Source organism: Halpernia sp. GG3 (assembly GCF_052976925.2).
Window position 1 is genome coordinate 563,245 of record NZ_JBRIIR020000017.1, and the last position, 19,155, is coordinate 582,399.

The following is a 19,155-nucleotide window of genomic DNA, read 5'->3' on the forward strand; positions in this document are numbered from 1 at the left end:
TAATCCCCAATCGTTTTTCGGTTTGGGGATTTTTTTGGGAAATAACTTTAATAATAAAAGAAGTAGAAATTAAATGAATTATAAAAATTCTCTAAACGATATACTTTTTAAAATCTATATCAGCGTTTTAATTAGGCAACTATTGTGCAGAAATCTAGGGTTTTAACAAACTTAATATCGCCAATCGATAACCGTTCATTCCAAATCCGGAAATAATACCATTGCTTACAGAAGCAGTTACAGATTTTTGGCGAAATTCTTCTCGTTGATAAATATTACTTATGTGGACTTCGATTTTGGGTTTACTAATGTTCTTTAGACAGTCTGAAATAGCGTAAGAATAATGTGTAAAAGCGCCGGGATTGATAATGACCGCATCAAAATCATCCTCTTGTAAACGGTTTATAATTTCGCCTTCAACATTAGACTGGAAATATGAAATAGTTTCATTCAGAAATTCATCTTCTAAAATATCCAGATAGCTTTCCATTGTTGTAGAACCATAAATTTCTGGTTCTCGCGTACCTAAAAGATTAAGATTTGGACCATTTACAATTAGAATTTTCATGAGATAATTTTCGCAAATATATAAAGTATTATTTATTTTCTCGCATTTTAAAAATCGGCATTATTTTTAGTTTTGTAGAATTTAAAATTTATTAAAATTAAGTATATTTAGCACGTGAAGAATTTCAGAAAAATATTTAAATATTTCGGCATTTTCCTTGCCTTTCTTCTGGTTTTGATCATCGTACTGGTTGTAAGTTTACGAATTCCTGCTGTTCAAAATTTTGCAAAAGGTAAGTTAATTACTTATCTTGAAAATAAAATTCACACGAAAGTTAGTTTGGAAAAGGTTTATGTAGGTTTTCCAAATAGTATTGTGATGAAAAATCTTTATCTGGAAGGGCAGAAAAAAGACACACTTCTCTATGCGAAAAGTGCAGATGTGGGAATTAATTTGCCCAAGCTTTTGAACAGTACAGCAGATATTGCTTCAATTGATTTAGAAACGGTACGGGCAAATGTGGTTCGTAATGCAAATGGTAGTTTCAACTTTGATTACATTTTAAACGCCTTTGCAAGTAAAGATGCTCAAAAAACACCTTCAAAACCTTTCGTTATTTCTTTGGATAAAATCAAACTTCAGGATATTGGTGTTACATTTAAAGACAATCAGTCTAATAATGACATTAATTTTTATGTAAAATCCTTTGATACAAGAGTTAAAACTTTTGACATGCAAAAAAATAATTATGCGGTCAATAATATTAATATGGATGGCTTGAGATTAAAACTCAAGCAAGGTTTAGTAGAAGAAGTGGCGACAAAAGTGGTGAATAAAGTAGATTCATTGAATAAACAGTCGCCGATGAAACTGGCTTTAAATTCAGTAAATCTTACGAACTTTAACATTGATTACGGTGATGCAAATTCTAAAACTTTTGCCAAAGTCATTTTTAAAGAACTCTCTTCGAAAATCAACAGTATTGATTTGCAAAATAATTCTTATAATGTTGATAATTTAAATTTAAAAGGGGCCGATATTAATGCAAAATTTTTTTCGCCCTCAATAAAAGCATCCGTAAAAAAGAGCAATGTTCCGGAACCGGAAATGACAAAAGGCAAATCTCTTGCTCTTATTTTAGATAAATTAGTTTTGGATGATGTGAAACTAAATTATGATAACACTGCAATCCAGCCAATTTCGCGCGGGATGGATTTTAATCATTTAGGTTTTTCCAAGATGAATTTGGAAATGCGCAATTTTAAAATGCAAAATTCCACTTATGCCGGAACAATAAATTCTGCAGTAATACAGGAAAAAAGAGGTTTAGATATTCAGAAATTTAGGACTGATTTTGTTTACGAGCAAAAACAGGCTTATTTAAAAGATCTTTATCTGCAAACGCCGAACACAATTCTTCGTGATCAAGTTGTTTTAAATTATAATTCTTTAGAACAATTAACGGCAAATCTTGGTGCTGTAAAGATTTCTGCAAATATTAAAGATTCAAAAATCGGATTTTCTGACATTCTGATGTTGGCGCCAAATTTAAGAAATACTGCACCTTTTAATAAATATCCAAATTCTATTTTAAATGTAGATGCACGTTTGAACGGCACTATAAATAATTTAATGATTCAAACTTTGAAAGTTTCAGGCTTGGATAAAATGAAAGTTATTGCTTCCGGAAATGTTCGAAATGCAATGCAGCCAGACAAACTTTTTTATGATTTAAAAATTGGTGAATTGTCCTCATCCGCAAAAACTGTTTTTAATTTGGTGCCGAAAGGAACGATTCCAAGTAATATCGCGTTGCCGTCATTTTTTACCATTTCAGGAACCGCAAAAGGCACGACGAAAAATGTTAATACCAATTTAAAAATTATCACAACACTCGGAAATGCTTCTATCAATGCTTTGGTAGATATGCGCCGGAAAAATCAAGAGTTGTATGACGTAAAAGCAAATCTTCAGAATCTGAAAATTGGTCAGATCATTACAAATAAAGATGTCGGACCAATTACCGGGCAAGTTTACGTAAAAGGACAAAGTTTTGATCCAAAATTAGCAAACGCTGGTATTTCCGGTTCTATAAATTCTGCGGTTTACAAAGGTTATAATTACCGAAATATGGCGCTGAATGGGAAAATAAATCACGGCGCTTATAAAGTTAATTTAGATTCAAAAGATCCGAATGCGAACTTAAATTTATTTGCTGCGGGAAATTTGAACAGTAAAACCAATGCTTTAAAAGTAAACGGCTCGATCATTAAATTAGATCTGAATAAACTTGGTTTCTATAAAAATCCTTTAATTTTAGCCGGAAAAATTGATGGCGATTTTACAAGTTTAGATCCAGATGCGTTGAATGGTTATTTGCATTTGGATAATTTTGCGATTTCAGACACGAAGGATGTTTATCCTTTGCAACAAGTAAATTTAACGGCCGTTTCAAATGATACAATTAATTCAATTTCTCTAAAATCCCAGATTGCCGATTTTGAGATTAATGGAAAATATAAATTGACCCAAATTTTGGCTTCGTTGCAACAAACTTTAAATCAATATTATCAGTTTCAAAAACCGGCCATTAAAAAAGTAAAAATTTCGCCTAATCAATATTTTGACTTTACCGCAAAAGTGAAAGACGATAAATTATTGCGAAAATTTGTTCCTCAATTAACAAGTTTTGATCCGATAAATTTAACCGGAAGTTACGCGGCGGATACTCAAAAATTAGTGATAAAAGGTAAAATGCCAACGGTGATTTATGGCACAAATACAATCAAAAATGCAACAATTGACATTAATAATCAGGGAAACGCTTTGGTTTATGATGTCAATTTAGCGGAATTTAAAAATACAAATCTCGCGCTTCAAAAAGTGCAATTACAAGGCGATGTTCAAAATAATATAATTACTTATAATGCAACGACAAAAGATGAAAAAGAGGCGACCAAATTTTTAATTGCGGGAACTTTAAAGAAGGAAGGTGATATTTCCCGATTGAGTTTAAATCCGGATGGATTAAAATTAAATTATGATAACTGGCAGGTTGCGCCCGGCAATTTTATTGAATTTGGTAAAAACGGCATTAATGCTCAGAATTTCAACTTATCAAATAGTGGCACTCAAATTATGGTACAATCAGAAAGTACTTCACCAAACAGTCCGCTGAATGTGACGCTGAAAGATTTTAAAATAGAAACCATTACCGAACTGATTAAAAAAGACTCGCTTTTAGCGAAAGGAAATGTAAACGGCATTTTGAAATTGCGTGATTTAAGTAAAAGCATGACTTTCACGTCCGACCTAAATATTTCTAATTTGGTTGTGTACGGAAGTCCGATAGGAAATATGGCGGTTAAAGTGAAAAATGTTTCGCCTAAAGTTTTGCAGGCGGATATTAATTTAACTGGAAATAGTAACGATTTAAAACTCGTGGGAACTTACAATGCAGAATCTTCCGGTCTTGACATGAATCTTACTATGAACCGTTTGGAAATGAAATCTGTGCAAGGGTTTTCTTTAAATTCAATTGAAAATGCCGAAGGTTATCTGTCTGGGAATTTAAAAATTGGCGGAACTGCAATAGCGCCTCAAGTTTTAGGTGCGGTAAAATTTAATAATGTCGGACTGGGAATTACTAAATTGGGAAGTAAATTTAAAAATATTAACGACGAGATTAATTTTACAAATAGTGGGATTGCCTTTAATAATTTTACCATAAAAGATGACAGCGGAAATGTCTTTAAAATTGACGGTGATATTTTGACGCAAACCTATAAAGATTTTAAATTTAATTTAGATTTAAATGCAAAGGATTTTAAAGTTGTAGATTCTGAGAAGAAAGACGATAAAATTCTTTACGGTGTTTTAGCTGTTGATGCTAATTTACAAGTCAGAGGCGATTTAAATTTGCCAAAAGTGGATGGAAAAATTAAGGTGACAGATAAAACTGATTTTACTTTTGTTCTGCCACAATCTTCACCGCAGTTGCAGGCTAGAGAAGGCATTGTAGAGTTTATTGATCAGAATCAAGTGGTGCTTAACAAAACTATCAAAGCCGACTCATTAACCAATCAAAGTGCGATAAAAGGCTTAAATGTAAATGTTAATATTGAGGTGGTAAAAGAAGCAAAATTGTCTATTGTGATCGATAAAGCGAATGGCGATTTTGTAAAACTTCAGGGTGAAGCACAATTGACAGGCGGGATTGATCCTTCCGGAAAGACAACTTTAGTCGGCGTTTATACTGTGGATGAAGGTGCTTACCAATTAAATATAAGTTTGTTGCAAAGAAAATTTGACATTGAAAAAGGCAGTACAATTACCTGGACTGGTGAACCGACGGCGGCAACCTTAAATATTACTGCCAATTATAAAACTAAAGCGTCGCCTTATGATTTGGTAGCACAACAGTTGGGCGGTGATACATCTAATCTGAACCAATACAAACAACAAATCCCTTTTAATACCTTGTTGATCTTAAAGGGCGAGCTTATGAAACCGGATATTACCTTTAATATTACCACTGACGCAAATAATAATTCTGTGTCATCAGAAGTTTTAACAAATACGCAGACAAAACTCGCCCAACTTCGGCAAAATGAAAGCGAACTTAATAAACAGGTTTTTGCTTTGCTTTTGTTAAACCGCTTTATTGGGGAAAATCCTTTCGCAAGTTCTGGCGGACTTTCCGCTACTACTCTTGCAAAGCAGAGTGTGAGTAAGATTTTATCTCAACAGTTAAATGATCTCGCGGGTGGTTTAATTGCGGGTGTAAATCTTAATTTTGATCTGCAGTCTACGGAAGATTATTCGTCGGGAAGTAAAAACGAACGAACCGATTTAAATATAGGTTTGAGTAAAAACTTTCTTAATGACCGTTTAAAGGTTACGGTAGGAAATAGTTTTGGTGTGGAAGGTCAGTCGCGTCCAAATGAAAAAACGACCAATATTGCGGGCGATCTAACCGTTGATTACGCACTTTCTAAGGATGGTAGGTATATGTTGCGCGCCTATCGCAAAAACGAATATCAAGTGGCTTTACAAGGTCAAATTGTGGAAACTGGCCTCGGCTTTATTATTACATTAGATTATAATAAGTTTCGCGAGATTTTTAGGAAAGCGAAAAAAAATAGAGATCAAAAAAATAATGAAAAGAAGTCTTTTAAATAATGGATTATACTATTAAAAAATATTTAAAAATGATTTATTTCCTCGTTTTTGCTCTGGCAATTTCGGGTTGTAGTACTATTAAATTTTTAAAAAAAGGCGAAACACTTTACACAGGTGCAAAAATTATAGTGAAAAGCGATAGTTTGGGTAAAAAAGAAAAAAATAATTTAGGTGATGCGCTGATCGATCAACTTCGACCGAAACCCAATTCTTCTTTTTTTGGATTACGACCACGGCTTTATATCTACAATATTACTAAAGAACCAAAAAAAGAGAAAGGTTTGCTTTATTGGTTAAAATATAAAATCGGGGAAAAACCGGTGCTTTTAGGAAGTGTAGATCAGGAGTTTAACAAAAAGATCATTGTTAATTTTTCTGAAAACAAAGGCTATTTTAACGCACAATCAAGTTCGGACACGGTGTCAAAAAATAGAAAAGCACAAGTTATTTATACTTTAAAACCAGGTGCAAGATATGTCATTAACAAAATTACATTTCCGGCAGATTCTTCTGTAGTCAATAAAGAGATTCAAAAGATTGCCGCTGAAAGTTATTTAAAAGCAGGTAATCCATTCGATCTGGATGTTATAAAATCCGAAAGAGTACGCATTGACAATCATTTAAAAGAGACTGGATTTTATTATTTCAGTCCAGACGATATTATTGTCCAAGCAGACAGTACGGTTACCAATAAGCAAAAAGTGGAATTATTTGTACGTGTAAAAAAAGCCACACCAACTTTGGCGAAGGAGCAATTTAGAATAGACAAAACTTTTGTTTTCCCAGATTACAATATTCGTGATGTCGGCCGTGGTAAGTTTGGGATTCCTATGAAAACTGATTCCTTGACGCTTTACAAAGATTTATACATCGTAGATCCGAAGAAAAAATTTAAGCCCAGCGTTTTTGATCGTGCTTTAATTTTCAGCCGCGGCGAAGTTTATAACCGAAAAGATCATAATTTATCTTTAAACAGATTAATAAGTCTTGGTGTTTTTAAATTTGTGAAAAATGAATTTATAATTTCAGATTCACTTAAGCATAAATTTGATGCGTATTATTTATTAACGCCAAATAAATTTCAGTCTTTGCGGGTTGAAACTTTAGGCAAAACCAATTCGGCAAATTATACGGGTGCAGAAGTTAATTTAAATTACACCCATCGCAATTTCATGCGTGGTGCGGAACAGTTTAAAGCCACGGTTTACGGCGGTTTTGATGTGCAGTTTGGTGGGCCAAAAGACGCAAATAATCTCATTCGATTGGGTGCTAAAGCGCAACTTTCCATTCCGAGATTTGTGGCGCCGTTTAATTTTAATCCGCCAAGTTCTTCTGTTCCACGGACTAATTTTGAAATTGGCTACGAATTTTTAAACCGTACGCAACTTTACACTTTAAGAAGTTTTACGGCTTCTGCTGGTTATTCCTGGAAACAAAGTGAACGGAAAGAACATGAATTGAAATTGCTAGATATTACATTGGTTGCGCCGCAAAATGTGACGCCAAAGTATCAGGAACAGATTGATGGAAATACTGCCACAGGAATTCCTGCAAATCCAGCGTTGCGAAGGGTTATTGATAAACAGTTGATCTTTGGACCAAGTTATAATTACACTTATACTAACACGGCGTCACCGCAGAAGAATACCATTTATTTTAAAGGTGGAATTGATCTCGCGGGAAATGTTACGGGTTTGATAAGCGGTGCGGATGCAAAGGCAGGTAATAGAAAAACAATTGCTGGAATCCCTTTTAGTCAGTATGTAAAAGTGGAAGGTGATTTCAGGGATTATTTTAAAGTCAGTAGTAAATCAACCATTGCTTCAAGAATAATCGTCGGACTTGGTATTCCTTATGGAAATTCAGTTTTTATGCCGTATTCCAAGCAGTTTTTTGTAGGAGGAAGTAATAGTATCCGTGCTTTTAGAGCGCGAACTTTAGGGCCAGGAAGTTATGATCCAAGAACGCAAAAATCTTCTTTTTTATTAGATGAATCTGGTGATATTAAGTTAGAGATAAATACTGAATACCGTGCTAATATTTACAAATTTCTAAATGTGGCAGCTTTTGTAGATGCTGGAAATGTGTGGCTGCTTAATAAAGATCCATTAAAACCGGGCGGTGAAATAACAAAAGAATTTTTAAGTCAAATGGCTGTGGGTGCAGGAGTTGGTTTGCGTTTGGATTTTAATGTGTTATTGCTTCGTTTAGATGTCGCAACACCTTTAAGAATCCCATACTATGACAAAGGCGACCGCTGGACTTTTGATAAAATGAATTTCGGTGATAAACAATACCGCCGTGATAATTTGATCTTAAATATCGCAATTGGTTATCCGTTTTAGAATTTTTATTTAAAATTTAAGAATCCTTTTCTACTTTTGAAAAGGATTTTTTCGTCGAATTATAATAATTTTTTGTGTATATCCGCAAACAGTCATAAAAGTGTTCTCTGCTAAGTGAAACGCCTTTGCGAACTTAAAAAACGTATTGCAGGCGGAGAATTAAGTAAAAACTTTGCGAACTTTGCGTTGAAAATATTTCTTTATGATTTAAAGCGGATACACTTTATAATTACTTCAGAAATTGGCAAGCAGCAGAATAGACTTAAATTTTTCTCGTAATCAAAATGGATTATTACCTCTCTTCATTTAATAATTTCCCTATTTTTGTTTTAAACTAATCGCAAAATGGCTCTGTTTCAAAAAACTGTAATTTCTAAATATCTTCAAACACAAAATCCTGAAAATGTTCTTACAAAGTGGGAAATATTTCGGGTGCATTTCCATAATGCTACAATTCAGGAAAATATTAGAAATAGCAAAGAAGAGCAATACCAAGAAGGTTTTCTACTAGAATCTGTTTATAAATAGCGCCGATCAAGGGTGAAGTTCAAGAATAAATTTTAATTACTAAAAAATATTTTCGAAATTAGTCTTGTACAAGTTTGCGTAAGTGGAAATTTAATAGTCGTACTGAATTGGTAACTTTTGGAAATAAAAAAACCTTTGATACTTTTCGTAATCAAAGGTTAAACATTGAAGTTTAGTAGCCCGTAGGGGAGTCGAACCCCTCTTACCAGGATGAAAACCTGAGGTCCTAACCGATAGACGAACGGGCCATCCGTTTTATTTAGTAGCTAAGCCGTTTACGTGCTTAGTTAATTTGCTTGTTAAGTTAGCCGCTTTATTTTTGTGGATAATATTTTTCTTTGCTAATTTACCCAACAACGCGATCACTTTTGGTAATTGCTCAGATGCAGCAGTTTTGTCTTCCTCATTTCTTAAAACTTTCACCGCAGATCTAGCAGATTTGTAGTAATATTTGTTTCTGATTCTTCTAACTTCTGATTGTCTGATTCTTTTCAGAGCTGATTTATGATTTGCCATATTTTCTAAAAACTTGGGTGCAAAGATATATAATTATTTCTACTTTCAAAATCTTTTTTTGAAAAAAAACGAAAAAATAATCTTTACGGATTTTTTATTTTTTTGTAGCCTATAGAGGAATCGAACCCCTGTTGCAAGACTGAAAATCTTGAGTCCTTACCACTAGACGAATAGGCCAAAATTTTCTGAGTGCAAAATTAGTAAAAATTAGACGCTCAAGGAAATTTAAATCTATTTATTTAGAACTTTTTCTATCACCGTATTTTTTATGCCTTTCTTTTCTAATTCATCTTGTGCTTCTACAGCCTGCTCCAGTGAGTGAAATTTGCCATAAGTGTAATAGAAAACACCTTTTTCTTTATCCCGACTGACGTCTTTTAAAGAATTAAGAATGTAAGAATTACTGTTCAGCTTGTCTTTAGCGACAATCAATTCTATTCTGTAAAAGCCGCTTCCCAAAGTTTGGTTCGGTATAAATCCGACAGAAAATGCATTTCTAAAACCTGCATCTTTGGCAGTTTTAATATTATGATCCCGCACGGAAGCCATATTTGTAGTGCTGTAATAATATTTATAAAGTCCGTTTTCTTTCAGCGTTAAAATATAATTTAAACCTTTGAATTCTGGATCTCCTTCGCTGTATTTCACCGGCGTACTCATGAGCATAATTCTAAAGTCATTTTTAGAAGGAATTTCTGCTGGTTTTTTTGGTTCTTCTGGAACTGGAACTGGGGCTACAGTTACGCTGCCTTTTAAATTTTTATAGCTAATAATAGCGTCATAAATAGATTTTGCGACCTCATTTTGCCCTTCATCAGAGACTAAGTAGTGCGCCTCATCATTATTGCTGATAAAGCCGGTTTCCACCAGAATTGAAGGCATTGCATTTAACCTCAGAACGTGCAGGTCTTTTTGTTTTACACCTCTTGAAACGCGCTTATTTTTATTTGCAAAATTATCTTCTACAAAACTTCCGATTGCTAAACTGGCTTCTAAGTATTTACTTTGCTGAATTTTTAATGCGATGAGAGATTCTGGCGATTTTGGATCATAAGTTGAAAACGTTTGCCGGTCTTCCGCATTTAGAAATATAACATCGTTTTCTTCTTTAGCAACTTCCAGATTAGTTCGGTTTTGATCCGGACCCTGCACGAAAGTTTCTGTGCCATAAGGTTCAGTGCGGTTGTTTGCGTTGCAATGAATTGAAATAAAAAGATCCGCTTTATTTCTGTTTGCTAAAGTTGTACGGGAGGTTAAAGACGGATATTCATCTGTAGTTCTGGTGAAAATAACCTTAATATCTCTATTTTTCTCTAAAAGTTTCCCTAATTTTAACGTAATTGCCAAAGTAACATCTTTCTCATTTACTCTGCCGATATCTGAATATTTTCTGTTAGCGCCAAAGTCTGTCCCACCATGACCCGCATCAAGGACCAAAACAAATTTTTTCTGAGCGAACGTAAGAGTAGAAAATAGGAGAGAAAAAAGAAAAAAACACTTGAGAATGTTAAATCTTGATATAATCATCTTTCAATTTTAAAATTTATATTAATTTTGAGCCCAACAATCAATTACCAACTTTTGCACAAAACAGTCTTCAAAAATATACTACATATTTTAATTATCCTAATTTTTAACAATTTTTTAGCACAAACCGCGCCGAAAAATTCGTCTCAAAATAAGATATTAACCGATACTTTGAAATCAAAAGATACTTTGGTTGCGCGAGAGCAACTAGAAGATGTGGTGCAGTCTAAAGCGGAGAACATCCGCAACGACCTGCCGAAAAAAATGACCTACCTGAACCGAAAAGCGCAGGTGAAGTATCAGGATCTGCAGATTAATGCAGATTACATAAGCATTGATTGGGATAAAGGTTTAGTATTTGCGCGTGGAAAACTCGATTCTTTAGGTAAAATAAAAGAGCCTGTATTAACTGTCCAAGCGGGAAAAAAATACGAAACAGATCAATTTTCTTATAATTTAAAAACCAAGCAAGCCATTGCTTTCAATGCGCGCACGGAGGAAAGTGAAGGTGTTATCGTTGCTCAGAAAACTAAAAAATACAATGATTCTGTTTTCTTTATGCGACAGGGGAAATATACCACGGACGAGTATTTTATCAAGAAAAAAGATACTGTTGCAGATTATTACATGCTTGCGCCGACTATTAAGTTAATTAAAGGAAAGAAAAAATCAGAAGTCATTACCGGACCTATTCAACTTTATATTGAAGATGTTCCGACGCCGCTAATTTTACCTTTTGCAATTTTACCTTTTTCAGCTAAACGTTCGGCGGGAATTTTAATTCCAAGTTTTGGGGAGCGGCAGGATGTGGGTTTTTTCTTGAATGGTCTCGGTTATTATCAGCCAATTGGTGACCATTTTGATTTAAAAATCCTGGCCGATATTTACACAAAAGGCAGTTATAACTTTAAACCCGAATTAAATTATAGGAAAAATTACAGCTATTCTGGAAATTTTTCCGCAGATGTGGGAACAACTGTTCGGGGAATTAAAGGTTTAGATAATTATTCAAAATCTGGAACTTACAGGATTTCATGGCGCCATCAGCAAGACACAAAAGCAAATCCGCTTCTTACTTTTTCTGCTTCGGTAGACATTGTGAGTACTAAGTTTTATAACAATACCGTAAATAATGATTATATCTTTAACCAAAACGTATTAAATACCCAGCAAAATTCAACGATAAGTATTATTAAACGGTTTTTAAAACTTCCGGCAACTATTACCGGAACAGCATCATATTCGCAAAATTTCTCTACCGGTTTCACAGATGTACGTTTGCCACAACTGAATGTGGCGATCAATCAGTTTTATCTGTTAAAATCTAAAACAGGACTTAGAAGTGGTCTGTTAGAAAATATTACTGTAAACACAGGCTTAAATCTCAATAACTATATTTCTGCGCCACAGGATCAGCTTTTTAAATCCATTTTTGATAAATTACAAACAGGTGTTAAAAATAATATCCAGTTAGGAACCAATACAACCGTTGCAAAATACTTTACTTTTTCACTTTCAGCTAATATTGACAACGCTTTAACGACGAAAACTTTAACTAAACTTTACAATCCTGTTAAAAATGTCTTAGAAAATAATATGAATAATAAAATTGCAGGTTATTCTAGTTTTGCGGCTAGTGCGAGTTTACAGACAACTTTATATGGCATGCTTAATTTTTCAAAAGATTCTAAAATAAAGGCGATCAGACATATGATCACGCCAAGTCTTAGTTTTAGTTATTCTCCAAATTTCAGTTTGCCCAAATATGGTTATTATAAAAATTATGTAGATAACCGGGGTGCATTAACTCCTTATTCTATTTTTGACGGTGGAATAATTGGAACGCCAAATTCAAGTTTACAGGAGGCTTTAGGATTTAGTATTGGTAATAATATTGAGATGAAAGTTAAATCTAAAAGTGATTCTACCGGCGTTAAAAAAGTAAAGATTTTTGAAAGTTTAAATATTTCTGGAAATTATAACTTCGCCGCGCTCACTAATAAATGGTCAGTTTTTAGTGTAAACGGGCAATCTTCTTTCTTCAACAATAAATTGAATGTCAATACAAGCTTAACTTTAGAGCCATATCAAATTCTTTTTGCGCCCGGCGATGATTTAGGAATAAGAACTGATAAATTTGGTTATTTCAGTTTGCAGGGTTTCAATCTGCAGTTAAGTTACCCACTGACATCTGCTATTTTTGGCAAAGAAAAAGATCTCCCAAAAACTTACAAAACCAAAGGTGAAATAAGGAATGAGAATTATTATTTTGATGATGATAATTATGCGCATTTTAATCAACCCTGGACTTTAAATATTAATGCCAATTACGCCTACACCAAAAGCCTCAGTAAATTTGGACAAAAAGTGGCTTCTGTTGGCTTGGACGGAACGCTGAAACTCACACCTTATTGGAATCTTAGCGGAAGTACAAATTTTGATGTGGTTTCTAAACAACTGGCGTATACTAGAATTGGTTTTTCCCGGGATCAGAGAAGTTTTACGATCAACTTTAATTGGGTTCCTTTTGGTCAGTATAAAGTCTACGATTTTTTTATCGGCATAAAAGCGAACATACTAAAAGATGCCGTGAAATACAAAGACAGAAGTTTCACACAGCCAAATGCTCCATTTTAATAAAAATGTGAAGAGATTGTTAACTAAAATTTTATATTTGCGCTACAATAAATTTCTAATTAGAAAAATATTTTAATATGCCAAAGAAAATTATCTCTACTCAATTTGCACCCGCTGCAATCGGACCTTATTCTCAAGCTAATTTAGCCAGTGGAATTCTTTATATTTCCGGTCAGATTCCTTTAGATCCAGCGTCTGGTAAATTAGTGGAAGGAATAGTTAAAGAAACGCATCAGGTAATGAAAAACTTGAAAGCTGTTTTAGAGGAAGCCGGAATGACTTTTAGAAATGTAGTAAAAGCAACTATTTTTTTAAAAAATATGGATGATTTTGCGCAGATGAACGAGATTTATGCCTCTTATTTAGAAGCAGATTCTTATCCTGCACGAGAAACAGTACAAGTTTCCTGTTTGCCGAAAAATGTTGATATAGAAATTTCAATGATTGCACATCAAAATTAAATGAACTTTTTAAGAAATACTTTTGCCGTAATTGTGGGGCTTTTTGTGGCAGGATTAATCATTACTGTGGGTATAAGACTAAACCCTTCATGGGTGACTTATAGTAGATATTCTGCATTTCAGCAATGGGATAGTGTTTTAAAATCTGTTCAGCACAAACCTTATTTTTTTGTTGCCTTACTTATTTCTACGGGCGTTGCATCTACCGTTGGAGGTGTTATTGCGGCAGTTATCGTGAAGTATGCAAAAGTTGCTTATGCAATTTTAATTGGCTTTATTTTACTCTTTATAGCGATGCTGGACATCATTATATTCCCCTATCATCCCACTTTTTATAAAATTTCTATTTTTCTCACTTTTTTTCCATTTGCCTGGATGGGCGGAAAAATAACAGAGGTAATATTTGAACGCAAGAAAAGATTAAAATTAAAATTATTGCTTAAGAAAAAATAGAAAACGCAACTTTTGGAGTTGCGTTTTTTATTTAGAGTAACTGAATAAAGGTTAAAATTTATTCGTCTTTCATCGATTGCTATTTACGGCATTTTAAACCCTTTTGTGTAAATTCTTCCATAGCCATCTACAAATTTCACTGAGACATTTCCTTTATAGCCATTTAAAATTTTCTCTACATCTTTCTGTGAGTTAATAGGTTTACTATTAATTTCCATGATGACATAATTATCCTGAATACCTATTTTTGAAAGTTCACCACCATCAACTGTATTTTGTACAAGTACTCCACTTTCCAGACCATAATCTGTTTTAACCTTTTCGTTTAAAGTTAGGAATTCGGCACCAATTTTTTCAGTAACGCTGAGATCCGCTTTACTTCGTGCAGAAGTTCCTCCATTTTGATCTTTTAAAGTAACACTTGTGGTATATTCTTTTCCACTTCGCTTGTAAGTTACATTTAATTTATCGCCAGGTCTTTTACTTCCAACCGCGACAGATAAATCTGAGAAACTTAAAATTGGAGAACTGTCAATTTGTGTAATGATATCGCCTGTTCTAAGACCCGCATCTTCTGCACCACTTTTGTCAGTAACTCCCACTACATAAATTCCTGTTCCAGCCTTTATATTCGTTTTCTTTTCCTGATTGTAACCTGCAACCTGCATGTCGTTAGATAGATCTAAAGAATTTACACCTAAAAAACCCCGTTGTACAAGACCATATTTTTTAAGATCTTCAACAACTTTTCTTGCTAAATTTGCTGGAACAGCGAAACCATAACCTTCGTAATAGCCTGTATTGGAGGAAATTGCAGAATTAATTCCTATTAAATCACCGTTCGTATTAACCAATGCGCCACCAGAATTACCGGGATTAATTGCAGCATCTGTTTGCAGAAAACTTTCAATTGGTGTTTTGCTCTGTTGGCTCAGTAAATCGATACTTCTACCTTTTGCCGAAATAATTCCTGCAGTAACAGTTGAATTTAGACCTAAAGGGTTTCCTACTGCTAAAACCCATTGACCAACTTCGACATTATCAGAATTAGCAAAATTTAAATAAGGTAAGCCGCTTTCTTCAATTTTTAAAAGTGCAATGTCCGTGTTTGGATCGCGGCCGATTAATGTTGCCGTATAACTCTTTTGGTTAGACAGAATTACTTCTAACTTAGTGGCACCAGCTACAACGTGATTATTTGTAATGATATAACCATCGGTAGAAATAATGACTCCTGAACCTAAACTTGTAGGCATATTTTTCGGTGGTTGCTGTCTTTTCTGCTGAGGTTGTTTTTGGCCTCTACCTCCAAATGGATCACCACCACCGCCAAAAAACCACTCATACATATCTTGATTGGAAGAATTATCTTGATTGGAAGAATTGTTTTGATAATTTTTGATAGTTACGACAGCCGGTACAACTGTCTTTGCAGCCTTCACGAAATCGTCACTTGCACCAGCTGTGTTCATGGAAGCAAACCTTGCGTCCTTATTTGAGTTGTGGAAGTACGATGAATCCCCATTGTTTGAGGATGGACTAAAATAACTGATGGCACCAAAAGTAGTAGCCGCAGAGATCACCCCCACAATTGCAAGAGGTAATAACTTTTTTAAACTGTTCTTCATTTTTCTATTCTTGATTTATGATTTTAAAATTCAAAATTAATGATAAATAGGTATTATAAAAAGTTTCCTTGTTTCATATTTAACGATACTTTAACAAGAATTATGCAATTTTAAAACTTAACGGGTGATTTCGTTCAAAATTTATGAAACTTTAGCATTAAAATATTTTACAAGTTCAACATAATCGATTTAAGTTAAATGAAATTATATCCATTAAATTTTAGAAACGCTAATAAAGATCTAAATATATTACAGGTAAATAAAAATTTTAAAATACAGATGTAATAAAACTTTATCTTTAAGTGTCTTAATAATAGAAACTGAAATATGACTGCACAAACATTTGAAAACACGGTATTTTCCTTAAAGGATGAAATGTACCGTTTTGCAAAAAAATTCTTGCAAAGTTCAGATGAAGCAGAAGATTTAGTGCAAGATTTACTGCTAAAGTTTTGGCAGAAAAAAGAAGAGCTTTTGGCTTATGAAAATCTAAAATCTTATATTTTAAAATGCGTGAAGAATGATTGTCTCAATAGATTAAAGCACCATCAGGTGAAAATGAATTTTGCGGAAATAAAACTTCACACTTCGGAAGAATTTCAAATGGAAACCAATAATCTTAAAGATTATATTTTAAAATATATCAGTGAATTACCAGAAAAGCAAAGACTAGTTATTCATCTAAAAGATGTAGAAGAACACGACGTTTCAGAGATTGCTGAAATTTTAGACATGGAAGAAAATGCAGTACGGGTCAATTTGATGCGAGCTCGGCAGAAAGTAAAAACACAAATCACCCAATTATTGAATTATGAACACAGAACAATATCATAAGTTACTTCAGAAATTTTACGAAGGAGAAACGACTTCTACAGAAGAAAAATCACTACAGGAATCTGAGCATTTATCAGCGGAAGAATCAATTTATTTTGAAACCCTAAAAACTGAAAAAACTGAAAAATCACCTTTGGATTTTAATCAATTTTTAGCTTTAGCTGATATGGAAAAAAGTATTATTCCAACTCAAAAATCTGCTCATTTTAAATGGGTTTGGTTAGCGGCAAGTCTAATTTTTATATTTTCACTCGCTGCTTTTTGGCTTAGTCAGAATAAAAATCAACAGGTAAAAATGAAAACTCAAATGGCAACAAATGAAGTTTATAAAAAGCAAAAAGTGGAGATTATGCAGGAAAATATTTACGAACCTTCTGCTGAAAAATCTAAAACGAAAGCACGAAAAATAGCAAAATCCGATGATGTGCTGGATGATATTTTGCCTAAAAAATCCCGTATGAAGAAAAGAGTGATCACCAGATATGTTGAAAATTCAACCCCGCAAAAAACTAAACAAAAATCAGAATACGAAAGTAATTACGTCATCATCAACGGTCACAAAATCACCAGTGAAAAAGAAGCAATAGATGTCACGAAATATTCTTTTCAAATTTTAGCTAATAACGTAAACCAAAGTATAGGGCAAGCAGACGTACTGAATACACTCAACATGGATAATTAAAGAAAAAAGGTAAAAGTAAAAATTTAAACAAAAAAATCATGTATAAAAAAATTATAGTTCTGTTCGCATTCTTCTTTTGCGCCATCCTAAATGTATCTGCGCAAAAAGAAAAATTAGACGAACTTTTTGATCGCTACCAAGATTCTGAAGGAATAACGTCGATCAAAATCGCGAAACCAATGTTCAGCATGCTGAATAAATTAAATTTGGGTGATGGAGAATTAGATCAAATAAAACCATTATTAGGAAAAATCAACGGTTTGAAAATATTAATTATTGAAAAGCCTTCAGGCAAATTGATAGATGGAAAAAGCACAAAATTAAACTTAAATTATAGTGGAGTTCAATCAGATATTTCGGCTATCCTAAAAGGTTTGCATTATGAAGAGCTGATGAGTGTAAACAGCAAAGACAATAAAATAAAGTTTCTTTCTGCCGGTGCAAAAGACGGGATTTTAGATGATTTACTGCTCAATATCTCTTCTAATGACAGCATGGTTTTAATGATGCTTGATGGAAAAATTTCAATTGATGATGTTAATAAATTGGTCAATGAAACTCAAACTTTCACTACCAATACTAAGACAAATTCAAATTCTTCTTCCTCTTCAACCGTTATTAATCGTAATTCTGAAGAAAGAAATGTGGGGAAATTTACAGGCATTAAAGTGTCTTCCGGCATCAAAGTAAACCTAACACAAGGTGATAAGCAGGAAGTTCGCGTAGAAACGGATCAAGACAAATTGCAATATATTGCGACAGAAGTGCAAGGTGGAATTTTAAATATTTATGTAAAAAACCCTTCTAACAAAAATTTAAATTTTAATAAAATTTTTGTGAATGTTGTGGCGCCGGAAATTAACGAGATTTCAACAGTTGCAGGGTCGAATTTAACGGTTTTAAATACCTTGAATGCAGATAAAATTAATTTAGAAAGTACTTCCGGTTCGCTTCTTAACGGTGATTTTAATATTACAAATACTGCAAATTTATTAGTGACTTCCGGCGCAAATCTTAACGCTAATGTGAAATCAAATCAGTTAAATTTTCAAGGAACAAGTGGAAGCAATGCTGTTATCAACGGAAATGTAGCAGAAGTTAATTTTGAATTAACCAGTGCGGCAAATTGCAATGCACAAAATTTAGTAGTTCAAAATGCAACTGCACAAGTGACTTCCGCAGGAAACTTATCTCTAAATGTGACGGATAATTTGAAAGCAAATGCGTCTTCTGGCGGAAAAATTCGCTACAAAGGAAATCCTAAAATTGATAGCAATATCATTACTATTTCTGGTGGTAAACTTGTAAAATTCTAATATTATGAACACAAAATTTATATTTAAAACAATAATTTTCGCCCTTTTCTTTATCACGCTACAATCCTGTATCGTTTCTTCAAAACCCAATATTGACTACTTTCAAGGGGAAAATATATCGAATTCTAACGCCCAATTCCTGAGTGTTAATTTGCCTTTATTTTTGGCTAAACCGATGATCAGAAAAGCTTTGCGTGAAGATAATAACGAAGATTCTAAGCAAATAAGTAACTTAATTAATAAAATATCTAAAGTGAAAATTCTCACTGTAGAAAATGGAGACACACAACTGGTGAAGAATTTTTCAAAATATTTAACGGATAATAATTACGAAGATTGGATGTCTATAAAACACGACGGCCAGAACGTCAATATAAAAGCCCAACAGAATGGAGATTATATCAAAAAATTAATGTTAACCGTCAACTCTGGTAAAGATTTGGTTTTCATAGATATCCGCGGAAAATTCACACCTGACGATATTAGTAATTTAATAAACGCAAGTACAAAATAAATTTTTCAGTCAAATTATTTTTCGC

General features: G+C 33.5%; 14 protein-coding genes and 2 tRNA genes. 10 read left to right on the forward strand and 6 right to left on the reverse strand.

Features of this window, described 5'->3' with window-relative positions:
• Window positions 1–154: 154 nt before the first annotated feature.
• Entirely contained in the window at window positions 155–568 is a 414-nt protein-coding gene (gene aroQ / locus ACVBED_RS12010; protein WP_447120511.1) for a type II 3-dehydroquinate dehydratase, read from the reverse strand.
• A gap of 114 nt (window positions 569–682) precedes the next feature.
• Between aroQ and ACVBED_RS12015 the strand changes: the two genes are divergently transcribed.
• From ACVBED_RS12015 to ACVBED_RS12025, 3 genes are all read left to right on the forward strand, one after another.
• The gene (locus ACVBED_RS12015) at window positions 683–5,689 is read left to right on the forward strand and encodes a translocation/assembly module TamB domain-containing protein (RefSeq protein WP_447120512.1); all 5,007 of its coding nucleotides are present in this window, start codon (window positions 683–685) and stop codon (window positions 5,687–5,689) included.
• Between the two features lie 29 nt (window positions 5,690–5,718).
• Complete coding sequence (gene tamL, locus ACVBED_RS12020; protein ID WP_473095045.1) at window positions 5,719–8,034, forward strand: translocation and assembly module lipoprotein TamL; 2,316 nt, start codon at window positions 5,719–5,721, stop codon at window positions 8,032–8,034.
• Window positions 8,035–8,379: 345 nt separating this feature from the next.
• Window positions 8,380–8,562, forward strand: a complete 183-nt coding sequence (locus ACVBED_RS12025) for a hypothetical protein (protein WP_447120513.1) — start codon at window positions 8,380–8,382, stop codon at window positions 8,560–8,562.
• A gap of 176 nt (window positions 8,563–8,738) precedes the next feature.
• Here the strand turns inward: ACVBED_RS12025 and ACVBED_RS12030 are convergent.
• The 4 genes from ACVBED_RS12030 to ACVBED_RS12045 form a co-directional block, all read right to left on the reverse strand.
• Window positions 8,739–8,810, reverse strand: a tRNA-Glu gene (locus tag ACVBED_RS12030).
• 7 nt (window positions 8,811–8,817) lie between these two features.
• On the reverse strand, window positions 8,818–9,078 hold the full coding sequence (gene rpsT / locus ACVBED_RS12035) for a 30S ribosomal protein S20 (RefSeq protein ID WP_447120514.1): 261 nt from the start codon (window positions 9,076–9,078) through the stop codon (window positions 8,818–8,820).
• A 105-nt stretch (window positions 9,079–9,183) separates the two neighbouring features.
• Window positions 9,184–9,255 (reverse strand) — tRNA-Glu (locus ACVBED_RS12040).
• 54 nt (window positions 9,256–9,309) lie between these two features.
• The gene (locus ACVBED_RS12045; RefSeq protein WP_447120515.1) at window positions 9,310–10,605 is read right to left on the reverse strand and encodes an N-acetylmuramoyl-L-alanine amidase family protein; all 1,296 of its coding nucleotides are present in this window, start codon (window positions 10,603–10,605) and stop codon (window positions 9,310–9,312) included.
• 27 nt (window positions 10,606–10,632) lie between these two features.
• Between ACVBED_RS12045 and ACVBED_RS12050 the strand changes: the two genes are divergently transcribed.
• The 3 genes from ACVBED_RS12050 (at window position 10,633) to ACVBED_RS12060 (ending at window position 14,156) form a co-directional block, all read left to right on the forward strand.
• Complete coding sequence (locus ACVBED_RS12050; RefSeq protein WP_447120516.1) at window positions 10,633–13,242, forward strand: putative LPS assembly protein LptD; 2,610 nt, start codon at window positions 10,633–10,635, stop codon at window positions 13,240–13,242.
• A 77-nt stretch (window positions 13,243–13,319) separates the two neighbouring features.
• The gene (locus ACVBED_RS12055; protein ID WP_447120517.1) at window positions 13,320–13,703 is read left to right on the forward strand and encodes a RidA family protein; all 384 of its coding nucleotides are present in this window, start codon (window positions 13,320–13,322) and stop codon (window positions 13,701–13,703) included.
• Window positions 13,704–14,156 (forward strand): hypothetical protein, encoded by a 453-nt coding sequence (locus ACVBED_RS12060; RefSeq protein ID WP_447120518.1) that lies wholly within the window; start codon window positions 13,704–13,706, stop codon window positions 14,154–14,156. It abuts the gene before it with no gap.
• Window positions 14,157–14,239: 83 nt separating this feature from the next.
• Here the strand turns inward: ACVBED_RS12060 and ACVBED_RS12065 are convergent, their stop codons facing one another.
• Window positions 14,240–15,784 (reverse strand): trypsin-like peptidase domain-containing protein, encoded by a 1,545-nt coding sequence (locus ACVBED_RS12065; RefSeq protein ID WP_447120519.1) that lies wholly within the window; start codon window positions 15,782–15,784, stop codon window positions 14,240–14,242.
• 327 nt (window positions 15,785–16,111) lie between these two features.
• Between ACVBED_RS12065 and ACVBED_RS12070 the strand changes: the two genes are divergently transcribed.
• The 4 genes from ACVBED_RS12070 to ACVBED_RS12085 are packed head-to-tail and all read left to right on the forward strand — an operon-like array spanning window position 16,112 to window position 19,130.
• A complete protein-coding gene (locus ACVBED_RS12070) occupies window positions 16,112–16,618 on the forward strand; it encodes an RNA polymerase sigma factor (protein WP_473095046.1) in 507 nt (168 codons plus the stop codon).
• Window positions 16,596–17,300 carry a hypothetical protein gene (locus ACVBED_RS12075; RefSeq protein ID WP_447120521.1) on the forward strand — a complete coding sequence of 235 codons (705 nt, stop codon included), beginning with the start codon at window positions 16,596–16,598 and terminating at the stop codon, window positions 17,298–17,300. The genes ACVBED_RS12070 and ACVBED_RS12075 overlap by 23 nt, the downstream gene beginning before the upstream one ends.
• A gap of 38 nt (window positions 17,301–17,338) precedes the next feature.
• Entirely contained in the window at window positions 17,339–18,616 is a 1,278-nt protein-coding gene (locus tag ACVBED_RS12080) for a DUF4252 domain-containing protein (protein ID WP_447120522.1), read from the forward strand.
• 4 nt (window positions 18,617–18,620) lie between these two features.
• Complete coding sequence (locus ACVBED_RS12085) at window positions 18,621–19,130, forward strand: DUF4252 domain-containing protein (protein WP_473095047.1); 510 nt, start codon at window positions 18,621–18,623, stop codon at window positions 19,128–19,130.
• Window positions 19,131–19,155: the final 25 nt, after the last annotated feature.